The sequence below is a fragment of the Thermus thermophilus genome (genome assembly GCF_019974155.1).
Taxonomy (GTDB): Bacteria; Deinococcota; Deinococci; order Deinococcales; family Thermaceae; genus Thermus; species Thermus thermophilus_C.
The window spans coordinates 1,567,685-1,590,350 of the sequence record NZ_AP025158.1 but is presented as its reverse complement, the minus strand read 5'-3'; the positions used below and the strand labels follow the sequence as shown (position 1 = coordinate 1,590,350).

Sequence of the window (22,666 nt, the reverse complement as noted above, 5' to 3'; positions counted from 1 at the left end):
TGGCCTGGCCATGAAGAAGACCCCGCTTTACGAGGCCCACCTTCGCCTGGGCGCCCGGATGGTGGACTTCGCCGGGTACCTCCTTCCCCTCCAGTACACCTCCATCCTTGAGGAGCACCTGGCCGTGCGCCGGGCGGCCGGGGTTTTTGACGTGAGCCACATGGGGGAGTTTCTGGTCCGGGGCGAGGAGGCTTTGGCCTTCCTCCAGTGGGCCACGGCAAACGACGCGGGCAAGCTCAAGGTGGGAAGGGCCCAGTACTCCATGCTCCCCAACGAGCGGGGCGGGGTGGTGGACGACGTCTACCTCTACCGCTTGGGGGAGGAGGAGTACCTCATGGTGGTGAACGCCGCCAACATCGCCAAGGACCTCGCCCACCTCCAGGCCTTGGCCAAGGGGTTCAGGGTGGAGCTTGAGGACGCCTCCGAGAGGACCGCCCTCCTCGCCCTCCAGGGCCCTAAGGCGGCCTCCCTCCTCCAGGGGCTTACCGATCTGGACCTTTCCCAGAAGCGGAAGAACGACGTCTTCCCCGCCCGGGTGGCGGGCCGGCCCGCCCGCCTCGCCCGCACGGGGTACACGGGGGAGGACGGGTTTGAGCTCTTCCTCGCCCCGGAGGACGCCGAGCCCGTCTTTCTGGCCCTGGTGGAGGCCGGGGCCAGGCCCGCGGGCCTTGGGGCCCGGGACTCCTTGAGGCTCGAGGCGGGCTTCCCCCTCTACGGCCACGAGCTCACCGAGGAGACCAACCCCCTCTGCACCCCCTGGGCCTGGGTGGTGAAGCTGGACAAGGACTTTTTGGGCAAGGAGGCCATGCGGGCCCAGGCCTGCCGGGAAAGGCTCGTCGGGCTGGTGCTGGAGACGGGCATCCCCCGGGAGGGCTACCGGGTGCTCTCCGGGGGCCGCCCCGTGGGCCGGGTGACGAGCGGGGGGTATTCGCCCCTGCTGCAGAAGGGCATCGCCCTCGCCTACGTGGAGGAGGGGGCGGAAGGGCCTTTTGCGGTGGAGGTCCGGGGCCGGGCGGTCCCCGCCGCCCTTAGCCCCCTCCCCTTTGTGCCGCTAAAATAGCGGGGGTTGGGAGGCGCTATGGACATACCCAAGGACCGCTTTTACACCAAGACCCACGAGTGGGCCCTGCCCGAAGGGGACACGGTGCTCGTCGGCATCACCGACTACGCCCAAGACGCCCTCGGGGACGTGGTCTACGTGGAGCTACCCGAGGTGGGCCGGACGGTGGAGAAGGGCGAGGCCGTGGCCGTGGTGGAAAGCGTCAAGACCGCCTCCGACATCTACGCCCCCGTGGCCGGGGAGATCGTGGAGGTCAACCTCGCCCTGGAGAAGACCCCTGAGCTCGTCAACCAGGACCCTTACGGGGAGGGCTGGATCTTCCGCCTGAAGCCCAGGGACATGGGCGACCTGGACGAGCTCTTGGACGCCGGGGGCTACCAGGAGGTCCTGGAAAGCGAGGCCTAGGGGAGAGGATGCGTCCCAAAGGCCCTTCCCTCGCCCGCGCCTTAGGGCGGGAAGGGCGTTTTGTGGCCCCGGGGCAAATGGCCCTGGGGTTTTGCTTGAGGATGGAAGCATGGACTACACGCCCCACACGGAGGAGGAGATCCGGGAGATGCTCAGGCGGGTGGGGGCGGAATCCCTGGAGGACCTCTTCGCCCACCTGCCCAAGGAGGTCTTGAACCCTCCCATAGACCTTCCCGAGCCTCTGCCCGAGTGGAAGGTCCTGGAGGAGCTGAGGCGCCTCGCCGCCCAGAACCTCCCCGCCCACAAGGCCTTCCTGGGCGGGGGGGTGAGGAGCCACCACGTGCCCCCCGTGGTCCAGGCCCTGGCCGGGCGGGGGGAGTTCCTCACCGCCTACACCCCTTACCAGCCCGAGGTGAGCCAAGGGGTTCTGCAGGCCACCTTTGAATACCAGACCATGATCGCCGAGCTCACGGGGCTGGAGGTGGCCAACGCCTCCATGTACGACGGGGCCACGGCCTTGGCCGAAGGGGTCCTCCTCGCCCTCAGGGAGACGGGGAGGATGGGGGTTTTGGTCTCCCAGGGGGTCCACCCCGAGTACCGCGCGGTGCTTCGGGCCTACCTCGAGGCCGTGGGGGCCAAGCTTTTGACCCTCCACCTGGAGGGGGGAAGGACCCCCGTGCCCGCGGTGGGGGAGGAGGTGGGGGCGGTGGTGGTCCAGAACCCCAACTTCCTGGGCGCCCTGGAGGACCTTGGGCCCTTCGCCGAGGCGGCCCACGGCGCAGGGGCGCTCCTCGTGGCCGTGGCCGATCCCCTCTCCTTGGGGGTGCTCAAGCCCCCGGGGGCCTATGGGGCGGACATCGCCGTGGGGGACGGGCAGAGCCTCGGCCTTCCCATGGGCTTCGGCGGCCCCCACTTCGGCTTTCTCGCCACCAAAAAGGCCTTCGTGCGCCAGCTTCCGGGGAGGCTCGTCTCCGAGACCGTGGACGTGGAGGGAAGGCGGGGCTTCCTCCTCACCCTCCAGGCCCGGGAGCAGTACATAAGGCGGGCCAAGGCCAAGAGCAACATCACCACCAACGCCCAGCTCACCGCCCTCATGGGGGCCATGTACCTTGCGGCCTTGGGGCCCGAGGGGCTTAGGGAGGTGGCCCTGAAGGGCGTGGAGATGGCCCATAAGCTCCACGCCCTCCTCCTGGAGGTCCCGGGGGTCAGGCCCTTCACCCCCAGGCCCTTCTTCAACGAGTTCGCCCTGGCCCTCCCCAAGGACCCCGAGGCGGTGCGGAAGGCCTTGGCGGAACGGGGTTTCCACGGGGCCACCCCGGTGCCCAAGGAGTACGGGGAGGGGCTTGCCCTCTTCGCCGCCACCGAGCTTCACGAGGAGGAGGACCTCCTGGCCTTCCGGGAGGCCCTTAGGGAGGTTTTGGCATGAGCTTTCCCCTGATCTTTGAACGGAGCCGGAAGGGAAGGCGCGGCCTCAAGCTGGTGAAGGCGGTGCCCAAGGCGGAGGACCTGATCCCCAAGGAACACCTGCGGGAGGTCCCGCCCCGCCTCCCCGAGGTGGACGAGCTCACCCTGGTGCGCCACTACACCGGGCTTTCCCGCCGCCAGGTGGGGGTGGACACCACCTTCTACCCCTTGGGGTCTTGCACCATGAAGTACAACCCCAAGCTCCACGAGGAGGCGGCGCGGCTTTTTGCCGACCTCCACCCCTACCAGGACCCGGGGACGGCCCAGGGGGCCTTAAGGCTCATGTGGGAGCTCGGGGAGTACCTCAAGGCCCTCACGGGCATGGACGCCATCACCCTGGAGCCCGCCGCCGGGGCCCACGGGGAGCTCACGGGGATTCTGATCATCCGCGCCTACCACGAGGACCGGGGGGAGGGGAGGACGCGGCGGGTGGTCTTGGTGCCGGACTCCGCCCACGGCTCCAACCCCGCCACCGCCAGCATGGCGGGCTACCAGGTGCGGGAGGTGCCCTCGGGGCCCGATGGGGAGGTGGACCTCGAGGCCCTAAAGCGCGAGCTCGGCCCCCACGTGGCCGCCATCATGCTCACCAACCCCAACACCCTGGGCCTCTTTGAGAGGCGCATCCTGGAGATCTCCCGCCTGGCCAAGGAGGCCGGGGTGCAGCTCTACTACGACGGGGCCAACCTGAACGCCATCATGGGCTGGGCCAGGCCCGGGGACATGGGCTTTGACGTGGTCCACCTGAACCTCCACAAGACCTTCACCGTGCCCCACGGCGGGGGCGGCCCCGGCTCGGGCCCCGTGGGGGTGAAGGCCCACCTCGCCCCCTACCTCCCCGTGCCCCTGGTGGCCAGGGGGGAGGAGGGCTTCTACCTGGACTTCGGGCGGCCCAAGAGCATCGGCCGGGTGCGGAGCTTCTACGGGAACTTCCTGGCCCTGGTGCGGGCCTGGGCCTACATCCGCACCCTGGGGCTTCCGGGGCTTAAGAAGGCCGCGGCCCTCGCCGTGCTCAACGCCCGCTACCTGAAGGAGCTCCTCAAGGAGAAGGGCTACCGGGTGCCCTACGACGGGCCCACCATGCACGAGTTCGTGGCCCAGCCCCCCCAGGGCTTCCGCGCTTTGGACCTCGCCAAGGGGCTTTTGGAGCTCGGCTTCCACCCCCCCACGGTCTACTTCCCCCTGATCGTCAAGGAGGCCCTCATGGTGGAGCCCACGGAGACCGAGGCCAAGGAGACCCTCGAGGCCTTCGCCGAGGCCATGGGGGAGCTTTTGCAAAGGCCCAAGGAGTGGCTGGAAAACGCCCCCTACTCCACCCCGGTCCGCCGCCTGGACGAGGTTCGGGCCAACAAGCGCCCGAAGCTCACCTACTTTGACGAGGGCTAAACCCCATTCCGGCGCAAGCCGGCATGGGGTGGGATCAAAGCCCGAAGTAGGCCCGGGCCGCCTCCACGTCCTCTGCGATCTGGGCCCTTAGGGCCTCGAGGGAGGGAAAGCGCCTCTCCTCCCGGAGGCGCTTGAGGAAGCGCACCCGCATCTCCTCCCCGTAAAGTTCCCCGGCGAAGCCCAAAAGGTGCACCTCCAAGCGCCTTTCCTCCCCCCCCAGGGTGGGCCGCGTCCCCACGTTGGCCACCCCCTTGTAGCGGCCAAAGGCTCCTTCCGCCTCCACGGCGTAGACCCCGGGGGGAAGGACCTTCAAGGGGTGGACGGCCAGGTTGGCCGTGGGAAAGCCAAGCCGCCTTCCCATCCTGTCCCCCGCCACCACCACCCCGTAGGCCCCGTAGGGCCGGCCCAGGAGGTGGCGGGCCTCCTCCACCTTCCCCTCCTTGAGGAGGTCGCGGATGCGGCTACTCTTCACCGCCTCCCCCCCAAGGCTCAGGAGGGGGACGACCCGGGTGGGGGCCACCCGCTCCAGGGCCTCCGGGCCCCCCGCCCGGCCCCGGCCGAAGCGGAAGTCCTCCCCCACGTAGATGCGGCTCGCCTGAAGGGCCCTTAGGTCCTCCAGGAAGGCCTCCGGGGGTCTTCTGGCGAACTCCTCGTTGAAGGGCACCGCCAGGATCAGCTCCACCCCAAGGGCCCTGAGGGCCTCCACCTTTTCCGTGAGGTCCATAAGGAAGCCCTCCCCCCGGGTGAAGACCTTGGTGGGAGGGTCAAAGGTGTAGACGAGGAGGGGCTGGTGGAGGCGCTTGGCCTCGGCCAGGGCCTGGTGGAGGAGGTGCTGATGGCCAAGGTGGACCCCGTCAAAGGAGCCCACGGCCACCACCTTGGGGCCCTTGGGGACGTCAGCGACCTCGGAGAAAAGCATGGTAGTAGAGGACCCCCACGATCCCGGTGGCGGAAAACTCCACCTCGCCCCTCTGGTGCATGGCCAGGGCCCTTTCCGGCTCCAGCCAGACCACCTCTATGGCCTCGTCCTCATCGGGGGTGGCCTCCACCTCCTTGAGGTTCTCCGCCAAAAAGACGTGGGTCTTCTCGTCGGTGAAGCCGGGGGAGACGTAGTAGCTGAAGAGGTAGGTGAGGTCTCCCGTGAGCCCGGTTTCCTCGGCGAGCTCCCGCCTCGCCGCCTCCAAGGGGTCCTCCCCGGGCTCTATGAGGCCCGCGGGGATCTCCAAGGGGGCGAGGCCCACGGCGGGGCGCATCTGGCGCACGAAGAGCATCCTCCCTTCCCTCAGGGCGATCACCGCCACCGCGGGCTTGTGCTCCACGATCTCGTAACGGCCTTCCAGGGCCAGGTTCAGGATGCGGCCCCGGTAGAGGTAGGTGCGCTCCACCCCCTTATGTTAAGGCCCCGGGGGCACCCTGCCCCCGGGGCGCTCGCGCCTTTTACTGGAGAGCGTTCAGGGTGGCCAGGAGGACCTGGCGGGTGTAGGTGGGGTTGCGGACCCTCTTGGAGCCGTCGTTTTGGATGAGGAGGTGGTTCCAGCTGGCCCGCACGATGGGGTCCTTGGTGGGGAAGCCCTTAAGCTGCTCCAGCCAGGCCAAGAAGCCCTGCTCGCCGTGGCAGCGGGCGTAGTAGGCGGCGGTCTCGCCCCTGGCCTCCACCGTGGCCACGGCAAGGCCCCGGGAAGGTTGGAATCGTTTTCGCCAGGCCTTTCGGTATACTGGCGGCGTGTACGGGGTGCTGGTGTGGCCGCCCGAGGACCTGAGGCGGTTCATGGAAGAGCTCCAGGCCCGCCACGGGGTCAAGGGCTTCGGCCCGCCCCACCTCAACCTCCGCCAGCCCTTTGACTGGCCCTACGAGGAGGAGGCCTTGAAGATCGCCCTGGAAGGCATCCTGCGGGGCCATCCTCCCTTTCGCCTTCGCCTGGGGGGCTGGGGCTTCTTCCCCCAGGGGGTGGTCTACCTCCGGGCCTACGGGGGCGGGGCCTTCCGGCGCCTCTACCACGCCCTGGAGCCCCTGGCCCCCCCCTCAAGGAGATTGAGGGGCCGAGCTACATCCCCCACCTGACCCTGGCCCTGGGCCTCTCTCCGGAGGAGGCGAAGGCCCTGGCGGAACGCCTCCCGCCCCCGCCCCGCCGCTCCTTCCTGGTGAAGGAGGCGGCCTTGGTGCGGGACGAAGGGGAGGGGCTTGTGGAGGTGGCCCGCTTTCCCCTAGGCCCTAGCCCAAAGCGATGAGGGCCATGGCCAGGAGGCTCAAGCCCACCCCCGTAAGCCGCCCCCGGGAAAGCCTTTCCTTCAGGACGAGCCAGGCCAGAAGCACCGTGAAGACCGGGTAGAAGGAGGAGAGGACCGCCGCCACGTCCAGCCGTCCGGCCTGGGCCGCGAGGAGGAAGAAGAGGTTTCCCCCGGCGTCCCCGAGGCCAGCGAGGAGGACCCATGGGGCCTCGCGTCCTCCAGGCCAGGGCCTGGCCCTGAGGGCGGCAGGGAGGACCAGGAGGAAGGCGGTGAGCTTGGCCCAGGCGGCGGGGTAGAAGAGCCCCTCCACCCGGTCCATGAAGGCGTAGAACCCGCCGAAGCCGAGGCCGGCGAGGAGGGCGAGGCCCAGGTTCCCCGGGCGCGCCCGGCCTTCGGGCCGGGAGACGAGCCAGACCGCGAGGAGGCCCAGCCCCATGCCTAGGGCGGGGAAAAGGCCCGGCCACCCCTCGAGGAGGGCCCCCAGGGCCACGGGGAGCGCCGTCCCCACCACCCCGGCCACCGGGGCGGCGAGGCCCATCTCCCCGTGGGCCAGGGCCCGGTAAAAGGCGAGGAGGCCGAGGGCCCCGGAGGCCCCGCCCAAAAGGGCGTAGGGAAGGTCCCGCCCTTGGGGCGCCTCCCCGAAGACCTGGGCCAGGAGGAGGAAGAGGAGGAGGCCGATGCCGGAGACCCAGAGGACCACGGCCTGGGCGTGGGCTCGGCGGGAGGCCATCCCGCCGCCGAAGTCCCCGGCCCCCCAGGTGAGGGCGGAGAGGAGGCCGAAGCCTAGAGGGAGGAGGAGGTGGGCGTCCATGGGAGGCGTCTTTGGGGCCCCCCTCTGGCGAAAGCGACTTAGTCCAGGAAGTCCCTGAGCTTCCGCGTGCGGGACTCGTGGTACTTGAGCTTGCGCAGGGCCTTGTTTTCAATCTGCCGGATCCTCTCCCGGGTGACGCCGAAGAAGGCCCCCACCTCCTCCAGGGTGTGCTCCCGCCCGTCAATAAGCCCTTTCCGGAGCTTCAGGACCATGGCCTCGCGCTCGGAGAGCTTGGACAGGGCCTTCTCCAGCTCCTCGGAGAGGAGGCTCTGGGTGGCGGCGTCCACCGGGGAGGGGAGGTGCTCGTCGGGGATGAAGTCCCCGTAGAAGCTGTCCTTCTCGTCGCCAATGGGGGTCTCCAAGGAGACGGGCTCTTGGGCGATCTTGAGGGTTTCCTCCACCCGCTTGGCGTCCCAGCCCGGCCCCATGGCCTCGGCGATCTCCTCGTAGGTGGGCTCGCGGCCGAGCTCCTGCTGGAGCTGCCTGGCGGTGCGGGAGAGCTTGTTGATGGTCTCCACCATGTGCACCGGGATGCGGATGGTGCGGGCCTGGTCGGCGATGGCCCGGTTGATGGCCTGCCGGATCCACCAGGTGGCGTAGGTGGAGAACTTGAAGCGCCGCTTGTACTCAAACTTCTCCACCGCCCGGATCAGGCCCTGGTTTCCCTCCTGGATGAGGTCCAGGAAGGAGAGGCCCCGCCCTGTGTACTTCTTGGCGATGGAGACCACGAGCCGAAGGTTGGCCTCAATGAGGTGCTGCCGGGCCGCCTCCCCTTCCCGGGCGATGTGCAGGTAGCGCTTGTGCTCCTTGGGGAGGCTTTTGAGCTTCTGGTCAATCTCCTCCACGGTCTTGGGGTCCAGGGTCTCCTTGAGGCCGGGGATGTGCCGCACCCGGGCTGAGCCCAGGATCTTGGCCCGGACCACCTCCCGGATGAGGTCGGGGTCAAGGCCGGTGATCTCGGAGAGCTTCTTGATGGCCTCCATCCCCTCCTCCACCTTCCGGGCGAGCTCCACCTCCTCCTCCAGGGTGAGGAGGGGGACCTGGCCGATCTCGTGCAGGTACTGGCGCACGGGGTCGGAGGTGGAGATCTTGGGGATGGGGAGGTCTTCTTCCTCCTCCAGGTCCAGCCCCTCGCCCTCCTCGGGCAGGTCCAGGAGGTCGTCCTCCAGGACGAGGTCCGGGTCCTCGAGGTCGGGGTCGGGCTCCCCCTCGGGGAACTCGGGGAACTCTTCCGCCTCCTCCTGGACCAGGACCTCGGTCTCCTGGGCTTCCTGGGCCTGGGCGTTCTTGCGCTTGCTCTTCTTCAAGGCTCACCTCCCTCGCTTTTCCGCGAACAGGACCTTGTATTCGGCCACCTTGAGGGTCTGGAAGGCGCCGAACTTCTCCTCCAGCAAAGGCTCGTACTTCAGGAACGGGTTGGACACAAGGAAAAACACGCCACCCGGCCTGAGCCGGGCCGCCGCCACGTCCACGAACGCCTGGGCCACATCCAGAATGACCGCACCCCCCACGTGAAAGGGGGGGTTCGTAACTATGATGTCAAACCGGGCCTCCTCTGTCAAGGCCTCGTCCACGTCGGAGTGGAGGGCCTGAGCCTTCAGGGCGTTGGCCTCGAGGCCCTTTTGCAGGGAGAGGACGGAGGCCAGGTCGTCCTCCACCCCCACCACCTCCGCCCCCATCCGGGCGAGGGGCAGGGTCAGGGCCCCATAGCCCGCCCCCAGGTCCAGGACCTGCCGGCCGCGGACCCCCTCGGGCCCCAGGCGTTCCTGCAGGGCCTCGAGGAGGAGCAGGGAGGCCGGATCCACCTTCCCCGCCGAGAAGACCCCGGGGAGGTGGTGGAAGGTGTACTCCGCCCCCAGGATGCGGGCCGAAAAGGCCCGCCAGAGGGAGGGGAGGGGCGGGGCCTCCTTCTCCTTCTCTAGGAGGGCCACCCGGTAAGGCCCCTCCCGCCGCACCACCACGCCGTAGCCCAGAAGGGCCCGGGCCTCATTGAAGTAGCGCTCAAACCCCTTGTTCTTGTCCCCGGCAAGGTAGAGCCGTCCCCCCGTCCGGAGGGCCCGGGCCGCGGCCACGAGGCTCGCCTGGACGTAGGCCGTCCCTCGCCCGGCGGGGAGGGCCAGGACCACGAGGTCGTACGCTCCCGCCGCCGCCTCCCAGGGAAGGGCGAGTCGGGCCTGGAGGCCGCTCGCCGTGAGGCAGCGAAAGGCGGCCCGGGAGGTCTCCAGCCGCTCCACCGCCATCTTCCCCTCCAAGGGGAGGCTTCCCCAGCCCACCCCGGGGTTCAGGTCCAAGGCCCGCTCGCCGAAGGGCTCCACCGTCTTCTGCAGGAGGTCGTAGACCGGGTCCCGGTACCCCCGGGCCCCGGGCTTGACGAAGAGCCGGCCTCCGGGGTGGGGAAGGGGGGTGAGGCGGTGGTAGGCTTCCCGCGTCAGGCTCACGTCCTCCCAGGATAAGGGCCTTGGGCGGAGGGGGCAAATGCCTTCGTGTGCTACTTGATCTGGACCCCCGGGGTGTGAAAAAAGAGGGGGTGCCATGCGGCAAGATCGTGAGCACCCCCTTTACCATCTTGACGCAGAGACCCTTCTCGTGGCTATCTACGTCTGGGTAGATGACGAACTGAAAGCCCTGCAGGCCCAAGGATTCAAGCTCCCCCCAAAGCAAAAGCACCAGAAGGCCACCCTGGCCGAGCTCTTGACCCTCGCCATCTTCGTCCTGTTGCAAGGCCAGGACCTCGCCAAAGGCTACCTGGCCGCCAAGACCACCCTCAAGGCCTACTTCCCCTCCCTCCCCCACCTCTCCCGCTTCTACCGGGTCCTTCAGAAGGCTCAGGGGTTGTTGGCTCACCTGGCCATAAGGCTCTCCGGAGGGCAAGGTCTTCTGCAGGTGGTGGACCTCAAACCCATCCCCCTGGCCCACGGCCACCGGATTCACGGCTTGGACCTTCCTGAGGCCGCTGTGGGGGTGGGCCCCCTGGGGGCTTTCGCGGGCTACGTTCTCATGCCGGTGATGAACGAGCGCGGCCTCTTTTTTCGTTGGGCTATCCTCCCCGGGAATGCCCGGGAGACCTGGGGGAGGGACCTGCTGGACGGTCTGCCCGCGGTCTTGGGGGACCGGGGCTTTCGCTGGGTCCAGGGGGTCAAGACGCCACCCTATCGGGTCAGGGGAGGAACGGTGGTGGAGACGGGATGGAAAGAGTGGATGGGGAGGGTACGGAACTGGATTGAGACGCGGTTTAGCGTGATGGTGCGGTCTTTGGGGCTTCATCGGATAGAAGCGCGGTCCTACTGGGGGCTGGTGGCCCGGGTGAATCTCATCCTGCTCGTTCACAACCTCATACGTAGCCGGGTGCTTCTCAGGATGGCCGGGGTGGAGCTATGAGGTAGCACACGAAGGAATGTGCTAACATTCTCTTTCAAACCGCCCGGAGGGCGGGGAAGGAGGGAAGCGTGGCCCTGGTGGTTCAGAAGTACGGCGGCACCTCCGTGGGCGACCTGGAGCGCATCCACAAGGTGGCCCAGCGCATCGCCCACTACCGCGAGAAGGGGCATCGGCTTGCGGTGGTGGTCTCGGCCATGGGGCACACCACGGACGAGCTCATCGCCCTGGCCAAGCGGGTGAACCCGAGACCGCCCTTTCGGGAGCTGGACCTCCTCACCACCACCGGGGAGCAGGTCTCCGTGGCCCTCCTCTCCATGCAGCTATGGGCCATGGGGATCCCCGCCAAGGGCTTCGTCCAGCACCAGATCGGCATCACCACCGATGGGCGCTATGGGGACGCCCGGATCCTCGAGGTGAACCCGGCCCGCATCCGGGAGGCCCTGGACCAGGGCTTTGTGGCGGTGATCGCCGGCTTCATGGGCACCACCCCGGAAGGGGAGATCACCACCTTGGGCCGCGGGGGGTCGGACACCACCGCCGTGGCCATCGCCGCCGCCCTCGGGGCCAAGGAGTGCGAGATCTACACGGACACCGAGGGGGTCTACACCACGGACCCCCACCTGATCCCCGAGGCGAGGAAGCTTTCCGTCATCGGCTACGACCAGATGCTGGAGATGGCCGCTTTGGGGGCCCGGGTCCTCCACCCCCGGGCGGTCTACTACGCCAAGCGCTACGGGGTGGTCCTCCACGTGCGCTCTAGCTTCTCCTACAACCCCGGTACCCTGGTGAAGGAGGTCGCCATGGAGATGGACAAGGCGGTCACGGGCGTGGCCTTGGACCTGGACCACGCCCAGATTGGGCTCATCGGCATCCCGGACCAGCCGGGCATCGCGGCCAAGGTCTTCCAGGCCCTGGCCGAACGGGGCATCGCCGTGGACATGATCATCCAGGGGGTTCCCGGCCATGACCCCTCGAGGCAGCAGATGGCCTTCACGGTGAAGAAGGACTTCGCCCAGGAGGCCCTGGAGGCTTTGGAGCCCGTCCTCGCCGAGATCGGGGGCGAGGCCATCCTGAGGCCGGACATCGCCAAGGTCTCCATCGTGGGCGTGGGCCTCGCCTCCACCCCGGAGATCCCCGCCAAGATGTTCCAGGCGGTGGCCAGCGTGGGGGCCAACATTGAGATGATCGCCACCAGCGAGGTGCGCATCTCCGTGATCATCCCCGCCGAGTACGCCGAGGCGGCGCTTAGGGCCGTCCACCAGGCCTTTGAGCTGGACAAGGCCTGATGGAGCGCCTCCACCTTTCCTGGGAGGACCTCCTCCGGCTGGTCCGCCGCCTGGCGGAGGCCCTTTCCGGGGAGCCTTTTGACCTCGTCAGGCTAATACCCTTCCGGTTGCCTTCGCCCGACGGGCCCGGGGAAGCTCCCCGGGGAGCTTTTGCCGGGGCCCCCGTGCTGGCGCAAGCCAGCATGGGGTGGTATAAAGCCCCCACCGCAGGGCGCGGCGGGGGCTCTGAGGCCGGCCTCTCAGATGAGGCCCAGGGCCTTCACCTGCTCCATCTCGTCCAGGAGCTCCTGGGCCGTGATCTCCATGCGCTTGCGGGCGAACTCGCCTATCTCCAGGCCCTCCACGACCCGGTACGCCCCGTCCTTGGCCGTCACCGGGAAGGAGTAGACGATGCCCTCGGGGATCCCGTACTCCCCCTGGGAGGGGACGGCCATGGAGACCCAGTCCCCCTCCGGGGTGCCCAGGGCCCAGTCGCGGATGTGCTCAATGGCGGCGTTCGCGGCGCTGGCGGCGCTACTGGCCCCCCGGGCCTGGATGATGGCCGCCCCCCGCTGGGCCACGGTGGGGATGAACTCCTTCTCGTACCACTCCATGTCCACGAGCTCCAGGGCGGGCCTGCCGTCCACCTCGGCGTGGAAGAGGTCGGGGAACATGGTGGAGGAGTGGTTGCCCCACACCGTCATGCGGCGGATGCGGTCCACGCCCGTCCCGGTCTTCTTGGCGAGCTGGGCCTTGGCCCGGTTGTGGTCCAGCCGGGTCATGGCGGTGAAGTTCCGGGGGTTGAGGCCAGGGGCGTTCTTGTAGGCGATGAGGGCGTTGGTGTTGGCGGGGTTGCCCACCACCAGCACCTTGACGTCCTTCTTGGCCACCTCGGCCAGGGCCCGGCCCTGCTCGGTGAAGATCTTGCCGTTCACCTGGAGAAGGTCCCGGCGCTCCATCCCCGCCTTGCGGGGGGCGGCCCCCACCAGGAGGGCGTAGTCCGCGTCCTTGAAGGCCACCTTAGGGTCGTCGGTGGCCTCGAGGCCCGCAAGCAGGGGGAAGGCGCAGTCTTCCAGCTCCATGACCACGCCCTCCAGGGCCTTCATGGCCTGGGGGATCTCCAAAAGCTGGAGGATCACCGGCTGGTCTTTGCCCAGCATCTCCCCCGCGGCGATGCGGAAGAGGAGGCTGTAGCCGATCTGTCCTGCGGCTCCGGTAACCGCCACGCGTACGGGTGCCTTCACCGTCCACCTCCTTTTCAGCCCAGGGCCTTCTTGACCAGCTCCACGATCTCGTCAATGGTGTCGGCCACGGGGATGCCCGCCTCGGCGAAGGCCCGGAGCTTGGACTCCGGGGTGCCCACGTTGCCCATGATGATGGCCCCGGCGTGGCCCATGCGCTTGCCCTTGGGGGCGGAGCGGCCCCCGATGAAGCCCACCACCGGCTTCTTCATGTGGTCCTTCACCCAAGCCGCCGCCTCCTCCTCGTCGGAGCCGCCGATCTCCCCGATGAGGACCACGGCCTCCGTCTCTGGGTCCTCGTTGAAGAGGGGGAGGAGGTCCTTGAAGGTGGTGCCGATGACGGGGTCGCCCCCGATCCCCACCGTGGTGGTGGTGCCGAGCCCCGCTTGGGAAAGGGCGGCTGCGGCCTCGTAGGTGAGGGTGCCGGAGCGGCTGATGATCCCCACCCGGCCCCGCTTGAAGACGTGGCCGGGCATGATCCCGATCTTGGTCTCCTCGGCGCTGATGATCCCCGGGCAGTTCCCCCCGATGAGGCGGCTTCCCAGGGCCTTGATCTCCTCCGCCGCCTTCACCATGTCCAGGGTGGGGATGCCCTCGGTGATGAGGACGATGAGGGGGATGCCCGCGTGGGCCGCCTCCAGGGCGGCGTCCGCCGCGGCCGGGGCGGGGACGAAGATGATGGAGGCGTCCACCTCGTGGTGCGCCACCGCCTCCTTCACCGTGTCGTAGACGGGGACCCCTAGGACCTCCGTTCCCCCTTTACCCGGGGTGACCCCGGCGACGATCTTGGTGCCGTAGTCCAGCATCTGCTTGGTGTGGAACTGCCCCTCCCGGCCGGTGATGCCCTGGACCAGGACGCGGGTGTCGCGGTTCACCAGGATCACGCCACACCTCCCACCATGGCCACGATGGCCTTGGCCGCCTCAATGGACGTGGGGTACATGTAGACGGGCTTCCCCTCCAAAAGCTTCTTGGCCTCTTCCTCGGCGGTGCCCGCCACCCGCATGACCACGGGCTTGGTGAGGAGCCCCTCCTCCAGGGCGCGGATCACCCCCTTGGCCACCTCGTCCGCCCGGGTGATGCCGCCGAAGATGTTGATGAAGACCCCCTTGACGTCGGGGTCCTTGAGGACCACCTTGAGGGCGTTGTAGACCACGTCCGCCTTGGCCCCGCCGCCGATGTCCAGGAAGTTGGCGGGCCTGCCCCCTACCCGGTTCACCAGGTCCAGGGTGTACATCACGAGGCCCGCCCCGTTGCCGATGATGCCGATGTTGCCGTCAAGCTTCACGTAGGCGAAGCCGTAGTTGCTGGCCTCCACCTCCAGGGGGTGCTCGGCCTCCACCTCCCTGAGCTCGGCCAGGTCGGGGTGGCGGAAGAGGGCGTTGTCGTCCAGGACGATCTTGGCGTCGGCGGCCACGATCTGGCCGTCCGTGGTCACCACCAGGGGGTTGATCTCGGCGATGGAGGCGTCCACGCCCTCGTAGGCCCGGTAGAGGGCCACCAGGACCTGGGCGAGCTTGTTGAGGTTGCCCTCCAGCCCCGCCCGCTTCACCATCTCCCGGGCCTCAAAGGGGCGGAACCCCTTGTGGGGGTCAATCCAGAACTTGTGGATGGCCTCGGGGCGCTCCGCGGCCACCTCCTCAATGTCCACGCCCCCCTCCTTGGAGAGCATCAGGACCACCCGCTTCTTGGCCCGGTCCAGGATGAGGCCGGCGTAGTACTCCTTGGCGATGTCCACCGCCTCGGCCACCAGGACCTTCTTCACCGTGAGGCCCTTGATGTTCATGCCCAGGATGGCCTGGGCCTTCTCGTAGGCCTCCTGGGGGGTGTCGGCGAGCTTGACGCCCCCCGCCTTTCCTCTCCCTCCCACGTGCACCTGGGCCTTGATGACCACCCGCTTGCCGAACTCCTCGGCGATCCGTTTGGCCTCCTCGGGGGTGTAGGCCACCTTCCCCGGCGGCACGGGCACCCCATAGCGGGCCAGGATCTCCTTCGCTTGATACTCGTGCAGGTTCAAGACCCACCTCCCTTGCCGGGCGACCCCGGTCAAGGGCATTATATAGGCCTTGGGCCGCGGAAACGGCCGGAAAGGGGGTGAGCGTGAACAAGGAGGCGCTGGTCCAGGTGGCGGAAGAGGTGCGCCGGGCCACGGGCCTTCCCGTGGGCTGGCGGGACGTGGAGAGGACCCTTGGGGCGCTCCGGGCAACCCGGGACCTTTGGGAGGCCGTGCGGCTTTCCCGCGTGCCCTTGCGTTTCCTCGTGCCCATTTGGGAGGGCCTCGCCCGGCGGGGGCTTCTCCGGGTGGAGGAGGGGCTTGACCTCTTGGCGGAGGTCCCGGCACCCCGCCCTGGGGAGGCGGCCTGCCCCGCCTGCGAGGGCCGGGGGCTTGTGGGGGAGAGGCTTCCGGGGCGGACGGCGGAGCGGTTTTTGGCCTGGGCCAAGGAGCGGCCCGAGGCCATCCAGGACTTTGACCAGGGGTACGTGACCCCGGAGTCCACCCTGGCCCGGGTGGCCTTGGCCTGGGACTGGGGCGACCTCGAGGGCAAGGAGGTCCTGGTCCTGGGGGACGACGACCTCACGGGCCTCGCCGCCGCCCTCACGGGTTTGCCCAAGCGGGTGGTGGTCCTGGACGCCGACCCCAGGATCGTCCGCTTCCTGGAGCGGGCGGCCAAGGCCGAGGGGCTTCCCCTCGAGGCCCACGTCCACGACCTGCGGGAGCCTCTGCCCGAGGCCTGGGTCCACGCCTTCCACACCTTCTTCACCGACCCGGTGGAAGGGCCTTTGGGCCTCCAGGCCTTCGTGGGCCGGGGGCTTCTGGCCCTGGAGGGGGAGGGGTGCGCCGGCTACGTGGGCCTGACCCACGTGGAGGCGAGCCTCGCCAAGTGGGCCGACTTCCAGCGCTTCCTCCTGGAAAACGGGGCCGTGATCACCGAGCTTCGGGACGGGTTCCACATCTACGAGAACTGGGGGTACATGGAGCAGATGCGGGCCTGGCCCTGGCTTCCCGTCAAGCGCCGCCCCGAGAAGCCCTGGTACACCTCGGCCCTGATCCGGCTGGAGCTCCTCCGCCGGGCGGACCTGGAGAACGCGCGGGTGGAGGGGGACCTCCAGGACGAGGAGGCCACCACCTACTGAGCCCCTTGGGCGGGGCGGGCGAAGAAGAGGCGGCCCACCTGGGTCTGGATGGCCTGGGTGACCACCACCTCAATCTCCTGGCCCCGGTAGCGGCTCCCCCCGTCCACCACCACCATGGAGCCGTCCTCCAGGTAGCCCACCCCCTGGTGGGGCTCCTTCCCCTCCTTGAGGATGAGGAGCTTCAGGGTGTCCCCCACCTGGAGCTGGGGCCTTAGGGCCTGGGCCAGGGCCTGGATGGAGAGGGCCTTCACCCCGTAGATCCGGGCCATCTGCAGGAGGGCGTGGTCGTTGGTGACCAAGGCGGCCTCGAGGTCTCGGGCCAGGAAGAGGAGCTTCTCGTCCACGGACTCCCCCTTGGGGGTCGTCTCCAGGACCTCGAGGGGGGCGGCCTCCCTGAGGCGCTCCAGGGTTTCCAGCCCCCGCCTCCCCTTGGCCCGCCTCAAGGGGTCTTGGCTGTCGGCGAAGTGCTGGAGCTCCTTCAGGACGAAGTGGGGCACCCACAGGGGCCCCTCCAGGAACCCCACGGCCGCCACCTCGGCCACGCGGCCGTCCACCAGGACGCTGGTGTCCAGCACCTTTCCCCCCTGGGGGGCGGGCTTGGGCTCGGGCAGCCGGAAGTAGGCCCGGTAGCCCAAAGCCAGGTAGACGAAGAGGGCCACGAGCCCGAGGGCGAGGAGGAGGCTGTGGACGGGGGAGAAGCCCGGCACCTGGGCGAGGAGGGTGGTGAGGAGGACGGCGAGGAGGAGGCCCACGGTGGAGCCCAGGGTGGCGGCCACGACCACCTCGGGGGGGAGGCTCCGGAGACGCCTCAGGCGCGCCTCCAGCGCCCCCTCCAGCCTCGGCCCCAAGAGGAGGCCGGTGAGGAGGCCCGCCAGGGCCAGGTAGAGCCGGTTGAGGGAGAGGAGGGAGGGGCTTTGGGGAAGGAGCCCCCAGTCCTCCAGAAACCCCGCGAGGCCTAGCCCAAAAAGGGCGGAGGCGAGGTAGACGAGGTGCCGCGTCCTCATGCCAGGTACGCCTCCACAGCCTCCTGAAGCCTTTTAAGGTTTCCCGGGTGGAGGAAGCGGCCAAACCCCGCCCGCTCCCCCTCCCTAAGCCTCCGCTCCAGCCCCGCCACCCGCCGCACCTCCCCGGCCAAGCCCACCTCCCCCACCAGGGCGAGGTCGGCGGGCAGGGGGCGGCCCACCACGGCGGAGTACACCGCCAGGGCTACGGCCAGGTCCAGCCCCGGGTCCTGGACCTTGAGCCCCCCGGCGAGGTTCACGTAGACGTCCAGGTTGGCGAGGGGTAGGCCAAGCCTCCGCTCCAGGACCGCGAGGACCACGTCCACGCGCCTCCCGTCCAGCCCCTGGACCACCCTGCGGGGGGCGGGGAAGGGGGTTTTGGCCGCCAGGGCCTGGACCTCCAGGGCCAAGGCCCTTTCCCCGGCCAGGGCCAGGGCCACGGCGCTTCCCGGCACCCCCAGGGGGCGCTCCTTGAGGAAGGCCTCGGAGGGGTTTTCCACCTCCAGAAGCCCCGTCTCCTCCATGCGGAAGACCCCGATCTCCCCCACGGGGCCGAAGCGGTTCTTGGCGCTCCGCAGGACCCGGTAGGGTCCTGCGGTCTCCAGGTAGAGGGTGGCGTCCACGGCGTGCTCCACGCTCTTGGGGCCGGCCACCACCCCCTCCTTGGTCACGTGGCCCACGAGGACCACGGCCACGTCCCGCTCCTTGGCGAAGCGCACCAGGGCCGAGGTCGCCTCCCGGACGGCCACCAGGCTCCCCGGGCTCCCCCCGGCCTCGAGGGTCTGCACGGAATCCACGAAGAGGACCTCCGGGGGGTCCTCCTCCAGGAGGGTGAGGAGGGGCTCGAGGCGGGTCTCCCGCACGAGGAGGAGGTCCTTCACCCCGAGGCGCTGCGCACGGAGCTTGATCTGGGCGGGGGACTCCTCCCCGGCCACGTAGTAGACCCTTTGGGGCATCCGCTTGGCCATCTCCAGGAGGAGGGTGCTCTTGCCCACCCCCGGCTCCCCTCCCAGGAGGACCACCTCCCCCGTCACGAACCCCCCGCCCAGAACCCGGTCCACCTCGGAAAGCCCCGAGGAGAAGCGGCGCTCCTCGGCCTCGTCCACCTGGGAGAGGGCGAGGAGGGGGAGGGGGGAGGGCCTGGCCCTCCTCGAGGCCGGGGCGGGGGCCGCTTCCCGGAAGCTCTCCCAGGAACCGCAGGAGGGGCACCGCCCCAAGGGCTTGGGGGTGCGGTAACCGCACTCCACGCAGGCGTAGGCGGCCTTGGCCATCCTCGGGGGGCTAGACGAGGAGCTCCTCCCCCTCCACCTCGTGGAAGGCCACCTGGCCTCCCTCCACGCTCACGTGGATCCGGCCCGTGGGCTTCCGCAGGAGGGTAATGGCCAAGGGGTCCTCTATGCGCTCCCGCAGCACGCCCCGCAGGGCGCGGGCGCTCCCCGTCTTGGGGGCCTGGTCCACCAGGAAGCGGGCCACCTCGGGGGCGAAGCTCACCTGGACGTCCCGGGCCTGGAGCTCCTTGCGGATGTCCTCCAGCATCATCTCGGCCACCCGCACCAGCTCCTCCTCCGTGAGGGGCCGGAAGCGGATGACCTCGTCCAGCCGGTCCAGAAACTCGGGGGTGAAGAGGGCCTTCAGGGGGGACTCCGTGTCCACCTCCTTGGAGGTGAAGCCGATGGCGGGGCCCACGTTGTAGCCGGTGTTGGAGGTCATGATGAGGATGACCCGGCGGAAGTCCACGGTCCGCCCCATGCCGTCCGTGAGGCGGCCCTCGTCCAGCACCTGGAGGAAGGTGTTGTAGATGTCGGGGTGGGCCTTCTCAATCTCGTCCAGGAGGACCACGCTGAAGGGCTGGCGGCGCACGGCCTCGGTGAGGCGGCCCCCCTGCTCGTAGCCCACGTACCCCGGCGGGGCCCCGATGAGCTTGGAGATGGAGTGGGGCTCCTGGAACTCGGACATGTCAAAGCGGATGAGGGCCCGCTCGGAGCCGAAGAGGACCTCGGCCAGGGCCTTGGCGAGCTGGGTCTTGCCCACGCCGCTTTGCCCCACGAAGAGGAAGCTCGCCGCCACCCGGGTCCTTCCCCCAAGCCCCACCCGGGCCCGGCGGAGGGCGTTCGCCAGGGCGCGGATGGCCTCCTCCTGGCCCACCACCCGCTTCCTGAGCTCCTCCTCCAGGCGCATGAGCTTCTCGTCGTCCTTGTCGTCCACGTAGACCCCGCCCCAGGAGTCCACCACCGCCTCCACGTCCTCCCGGGTGACGATGGGGGTGCCGTCCTCTTCCTCCGCCACCGGGAGGCCCAGGGAGGCGTTCAGGCGCACCCTCGAGGCCGCCTCGTCAATGAGGTCAATGGCCTTGTCGGGGAAGTTGCGCCCGGGAAGGGAGCGGATCCCGATCTTCACCGCAAGCTCCAGGATCTCGTCGGGGATGATCACCCCGTGGTGGGCCTCGTACCGGGGGCGGAGGCCCTTGAGGATCTCCAAGGTCTCCTCCGGGGAAGGCTCGAGGACGATCACCGGTTGGAAGCGCCGTTCCAGGGCGGCGTCTTTCTCTATGTAGCGGTGGTACTCCCCGGTGGTGGTGGCCCCGATCACCTGGATCTCCCCGCGGGCCAGGGCGGGCTTGAGGATGTTGGCGGCGTCCAGGGTGCCCTCGGCCCCCCCGGCCCCGATCAGGGTGTGGAGCTCGTCAATGAAGGCGATGACCTTGGCGTTCTTGAGCTCCTCAATGATCTGCCGCAGCCGCTCCTCAAACTCCCCCCGGTACTTGGTCCCCGCCACCACCCCGGCGAGGTCAATGGCCACCACCCGGGCCCCCTTGAGGATGGGGGGTACCCGGCCCTCCACGATGGCCTGGGCCAGGCCCTCCACGATGGCCGTCTTGCCCACCCCGGGGTCCCCGATGAGCACGGGGTTGTTCTTGGTGCGCCGGGCGAGGATCTGGATCACCCGATTGATCTCCTCCTGGCGGCCGATCACCGGGTCCAGCTTCCCCTCCCGGGCCTCCTTGGTGAGGTCGCGGCCGTACTCGTCCAGGAAGGGGGTGTTCACGGGCTTTTCCCGCTCGCGCCCCTCGGCCATGGCCAGGACCCTCCAGCGGATGGCGTCCACGTCCTTGGCGAAGTGGCTGAGGATGCGGTAGGCGATCCCGTCCCCCTCCCGGATGATGCCGAGGAGGATGTGCTCCGTGCCGATGACGGGGGAGCCCATGTTGCGGGCCTCGGCGCTGGCGAGCTCCATGACCCGCCTCGCCCTCGGGGTGATGGCCGGGGGCTCCCCGGTGCGCCCGCCCTCCCCCCGGCCCACCAGCTCCTCCACCATGCGCCGCATGGCCTCGAGGCTCGCGCCGTACTCCTGGAGGATGCGGGCCGCCGTCCCCCCCTCGCGCATCAGGCCCAGGAGGAGGTGCTCCGGGCCGATCATGGAGTGGCCTAAGCGGCTCCCCTCCTCTCTTGCGTAGTGAAAGACCAGCCTGGCGCGGTCGTCGTATCGGTTCATGCTCCCCTCTACCTCACATTCTAGCCTAGGGGGAGGGCGGCTTGGCGTTTGCGCCCCGGCTCACCTTAGGGGGGGCTTTGGGTAAGATGCCTGGTAATCGGGGCTTGGCCCCGGTGGGGAGGATTGGGATGCCTGCGAGCAGCCTGGACGAACTGGTGGCGCTGTGCAAGCGGCGCGGCTTCATCTTCCAAAGCTCCGAGATCTACGGGGGGCTTCAGGGCGTCTACGACTATGGGCCCTTGGGCGTGGAGCTCAAGAACAACCTCAAGCAGGCCTGGTGGCGACGCAACGTCTACGAGCGGGACGACATGGAGGGCCTGGACGCCAGCGTCCTCACCCACCGCCTCGTCCTCCACTACTCCGGGCACGAGGCCACCTTCGCCGACCCCATGGTGGACAACCGCATCACCAAGAAGCGCTACCGCCTGGACCACCTCCTCAAGGAGCAGCCGGAGGAGGTCCTCAAGAGGCTTTACCGGGCCATGGAGGTGGAGGAGGGGAACCTTCACGCCCTGGTCCAGGCGATGATGCAGGCCCCCGAGCGGGCCGGAGGCGCGATGACGGCGGCCGGGGTCCTGGACCCCGCAAGCGGGGAGCCCGGGGACTGGACCCCGCCCCGCTACTTCAACATGATGTTCAAGACCTACGTGGGCCCCGTGGAGGACGAGGCCTCTTTGGCCTACCTGCGCCCCGAGACCGCCCAGGGCATCTTCGTCAACTTCAAGAACGTCCTGGACGCCACGAGCCGCAAGCTGCCCTTCGGCATCGCCCAGATCGGCAAGGCCTTCCGCAACGAGATCACCCCCAGGAACTTCATCTTCCGGGTGCGGGAGTTTGAGCAGATGGAGATTGAGTACTTCGTCCGCCCGGGGGAGGACGAGTACTGGCACCGCTACTGGGTGGAGGAGCGCCTTAGGTGGTGGCAGGAGATGGGCCTAAGCCGGGAGAACCTCGTCCCCTACGAGCAGCCCCCGGAGGAGCTCGCCCACTACGCCAAGGCCACGGTGGACATCCTCTACCGCTTCCCCCACGGCCTGGAAGAGCTCGAGGGCATCGCCAACCGCACGGACTTTGACCTGGGGAGCCACACCAAGGACCAGGAGGCCCTGGGGATCACCGCCAAGGTCTTGAAGAACGAGCACTCCACCCAGCGCCTCGCCTACCGCGACCCCGAGACGGGGAAGTGGTTCGTCCCCTACGTGATTGAGCCCTCCGCCGGGGTGGACCGGGGGGTCTTGGCCCTCCTCGCCGAGGCCTTCACCCGGGAGGAGCTTCCGAGCGGGGAAGAGCGCATCGTCCTTAAGCTCAAGCCCCAGCTCGCCCCCATCAAGGTGGCGGTGATCCCCCTGGTGAAGAACCGCCCGGAGATCACCGAGTACGCCAAGCGCCTCAAGGCCAGGCTTCAGGCCCTGGGCCTCGGGCGGGTGCTCTACGAGGACACGGGCAACATCGGCAAGGCCTACCGCCGCCACGACGAGGTGGGCACCCCCTTCGCCGTCACCGTGGACTACGACACCATCGGCCAGAGCAAGGACGGCACCACCCGGCTCAAGGACACGGTCACGGTGCGGGACCGGGACACCATGGAGCAGATCAGGCTTCACGTGGACGAGCTGGAGGGCTTCCTTCGGGAGAGGCTTAGGTGGTAAGCTGGAGGAACGATCCGTTTTTGAGGGGCCCGGAGTGGCGCAAAACCGGAAGCACTGGAAGGAGGTTCTGGCTCAGCTGGAGGCGCGCATAGAGGAGCATTGGCGGAAGATCCGGGAAGAGGAAGCTAGACCTCAACCCAACTGGGGCGTCAT

At 68.9% G+C, this 22,666-nt stretch carries 20 protein-coding genes and 1 pseudogene; 9 read left to right on the top strand and 12 right to left on the bottom strand.

Features of this window, described 5'->3' with window-relative positions:
* Positions 1-10: 10 nt before the first annotated feature.
* From gcvT to gcvPB, 4 genes are all read left to right on the top strand, one after another.
* On the top strand, positions 11-1,060 hold the full coding sequence (gene gcvT, locus TthTMY_RS08495) for a glycine cleavage system aminomethyltransferase GcvT (RefSeq protein ID WP_096410948.1): 1,050 nt from the start codon (positions 11-13) through the stop codon (positions 1,058-1,060).
* An 18-nt stretch (positions 1,061-1,078) separates the two neighbouring features.
* Positions 1,079-1,465: a glycine cleavage system protein GcvH gene (gene gcvH / locus TthTMY_RS08490; RefSeq protein ID WP_008631819.1), complete on the top strand. Its 387-nt coding sequence runs from the start codon at positions 1,079-1,081 to the stop codon at positions 1,463-1,465.
* Positions 1,466-1,574: 109 nt separating this feature from the next.
* Positions 1,575-2,891 (top strand): aminomethyl-transferring glycine dehydrogenase subunit GcvPA, encoded by a 1,317-nt coding sequence (gene gcvPA, locus TthTMY_RS08485; protein ID WP_096410947.1) that lies wholly within the window; start codon positions 1,575-1,577, stop codon positions 2,889-2,891.
* Positions 2,888-4,312, top strand: a complete 1,425-nt coding sequence (gene gcvPB / locus TthTMY_RS08480; RefSeq protein WP_223903188.1) for an aminomethyl-transferring glycine dehydrogenase subunit GcvPB — start codon at positions 2,888-2,890, stop codon at positions 4,310-4,312. Before gcvPA ends, gcvPB begins: the two co-directional genes overlap by 4 nt.
* A gap of 34 nt (positions 4,313-4,346) precedes the next feature.
* Here the strand turns inward: gcvPB and ribF are convergent, their stop codons facing one another.
* Genes ribF through TthTMY_RS08465 form a run of 3 tightly spaced genes read right to left on the bottom strand, consistent with a single transcriptional unit; the run spans position 4,347 to position 5,977 of the window.
* A complete protein-coding gene (gene ribF / locus TthTMY_RS08475; protein ID WP_096410946.1) occupies positions 4,347-5,231 on the bottom strand; it encodes a riboflavin biosynthesis protein RibF in 885 nt (294 codons plus the stop codon).
* Complete coding sequence (locus TthTMY_RS08470) at positions 5,209-5,697, bottom strand: NUDIX hydrolase (protein ID WP_096410945.1); 489 nt, start codon at positions 5,695-5,697, stop codon at positions 5,209-5,211. The genes ribF and TthTMY_RS08470 overlap by 23 nt, the downstream gene beginning before the upstream one ends.
* Positions 5,698-5,749: 52 nt before the next feature.
* Positions 5,750-5,977, bottom strand: coding sequence for a hypothetical protein (locus tag TthTMY_RS08465; protein WP_096410944.1), 228 nt, complete (start codon positions 5,975-5,977; stop codon positions 5,750-5,752).
* A 58-nt stretch (positions 5,978-6,035) separates the two neighbouring features.
* Between TthTMY_RS08465 and TthTMY_RS08460 the strand changes: the two are divergent.
* Positions 6,036-6,541: pseudogene (locus TthTMY_RS08460) on the top strand (2'-5' RNA ligase family protein).
* Here the strand turns inward: TthTMY_RS08460 and TthTMY_RS08455 are convergent.
* The 3 genes from TthTMY_RS08455 to TthTMY_RS08445 are packed head-to-tail and all read right to left on the bottom strand — an operon-like array spanning position 6,525 to position 9,790.
* A complete protein-coding gene (locus TthTMY_RS08455; RefSeq protein ID WP_096410943.1) occupies positions 6,525-7,352 on the bottom strand; it encodes a DMT family transporter in 828 nt (275 codons plus the stop codon). The pseudogene TthTMY_RS08460 and the gene TthTMY_RS08455 overlap by 17 nt on opposite strands.
* Positions 7,353-7,390: 38 nt before the next feature.
* Positions 7,391-8,659 carry an RNA polymerase sigma factor RpoD gene (gene rpoD, locus TthTMY_RS08450; protein ID WP_096410942.1) on the bottom strand — a complete coding sequence of 423 codons (1,269 nt, stop codon included), beginning with the start codon at positions 8,657-8,659 and terminating at the stop codon, positions 7,391-7,393.
* 3 nt (positions 8,660-8,662) lie between these two features.
* Positions 8,663-9,790, bottom strand: coding sequence for a class I SAM-dependent methyltransferase (locus tag TthTMY_RS08445; RefSeq protein ID WP_223903187.1), 1,128 nt, complete (start codon positions 9,788-9,790; stop codon positions 8,663-8,665).
* A gap of 94 nt (positions 9,791-9,884) precedes the next feature.
* On the opposite strand from TthTMY_RS08445, the gene TthTMY_RS08440 reads away from it, so the two are divergent.
* On the top strand, positions 9,885-10,730 hold the full coding sequence (locus TthTMY_RS08440; protein ID WP_096410485.1) for a transposase: 846 nt from the start codon (positions 9,885-9,887) through the stop codon (positions 10,728-10,730).
* A 68-nt stretch (positions 10,731-10,798) separates the two neighbouring features.
* On the top strand, positions 10,799-12,016 hold the full coding sequence (locus TthTMY_RS08435) for an aspartate kinase (RefSeq protein WP_223903186.1): 1,218 nt from the start codon (positions 10,799-10,801) through the stop codon (positions 12,014-12,016).
* Positions 12,017-12,255: 239 nt separating this feature from the next.
* Here the strand turns inward: TthTMY_RS08435 and TthTMY_RS08430 are convergent, their stop codons facing one another.
* From TthTMY_RS08430 to sucC, 3 genes are read right to left on the bottom strand one after another with little or no spacing between them, the layout of a single operon-like run.
* Entirely contained in the window at positions 12,256-13,239 is a 984-nt protein-coding gene (locus TthTMY_RS08430; RefSeq protein WP_096410941.1) for a malate dehydrogenase, read from the bottom strand.
* Between the two features lie 14 nt (positions 13,240-13,253).
* Positions 13,254-14,120 (bottom strand): succinate--CoA ligase subunit alpha, encoded by an 867-nt coding sequence (gene sucD, locus TthTMY_RS08425; protein ID WP_096410940.1) that lies wholly within the window; start codon positions 14,118-14,120, stop codon positions 13,254-13,256.
* A complete protein-coding gene (gene sucC / locus TthTMY_RS08420) occupies positions 14,117-15,292 on the bottom strand; it encodes an ADP-forming succinate--CoA ligase subunit beta (RefSeq protein ID WP_096410939.1) in 1,176 nt (391 codons plus the stop codon). The genes sucD and sucC overlap by 4 nt, the downstream gene beginning before the upstream one ends.
* 44 nt (positions 15,293-15,336) lie before the next feature.
* On the opposite strand from sucC, the gene TthTMY_RS11890 reads away from it, so the two are divergent.
* On the top strand, positions 15,337-16,371 hold the full coding sequence (locus TthTMY_RS11890; protein WP_096410938.1) for a bis-aminopropyl spermidine synthase family protein: 1,035 nt from the start codon (positions 15,337-15,339) through the stop codon (positions 16,369-16,371).
* On the opposite strand, the gene TthTMY_RS08405 is transcribed toward TthTMY_RS11890, so the two are convergent.
* From TthTMY_RS08405 to TthTMY_RS08395, 3 genes are read right to left on the bottom strand one after another with little or no spacing between them, the layout of a single operon-like run.
* Positions 16,365-17,375 (bottom strand): PIN/TRAM domain-containing protein, encoded by a 1,011-nt coding sequence (locus TthTMY_RS08405; RefSeq protein ID WP_223903185.1) that lies wholly within the window; start codon positions 17,373-17,375, stop codon positions 16,365-16,367. The two genes, TthTMY_RS11890 and TthTMY_RS08405, sit on opposite strands and share 7 nt — an antisense overlap.
* A complete protein-coding gene (gene radA / locus TthTMY_RS08400; protein ID WP_096410937.1) occupies positions 17,372-18,643 on the bottom strand; it encodes a DNA repair protein RadA in 1,272 nt (423 codons plus the stop codon). The genes TthTMY_RS08405 and radA overlap by 4 nt, the downstream gene beginning before the upstream one ends.
* A gap of 10 nt (positions 18,644-18,653) precedes the next feature.
* Positions 18,654-20,864 (bottom strand): ATP-dependent Clp protease ATP-binding subunit, encoded by a 2,211-nt coding sequence (locus TthTMY_RS08395; protein WP_096410936.1) that lies wholly within the window; start codon positions 20,862-20,864, stop codon positions 18,654-18,656.
* 128 nt (positions 20,865-20,992) lie between these two features.
* Between TthTMY_RS08395 and TthTMY_RS08390 the strand changes: the two genes are divergently transcribed.
* Positions 20,993-22,513 carry a glycine--tRNA ligase gene (locus tag TthTMY_RS08390; protein ID WP_096410935.1) on the top strand — a complete coding sequence of 507 codons (1,521 nt, stop codon included), beginning with the start codon at positions 20,993-20,995 and terminating at the stop codon, positions 22,511-22,513.
* The last annotated feature ends 153 nt before the right edge of the window (positions 22,514-22,666 follow it).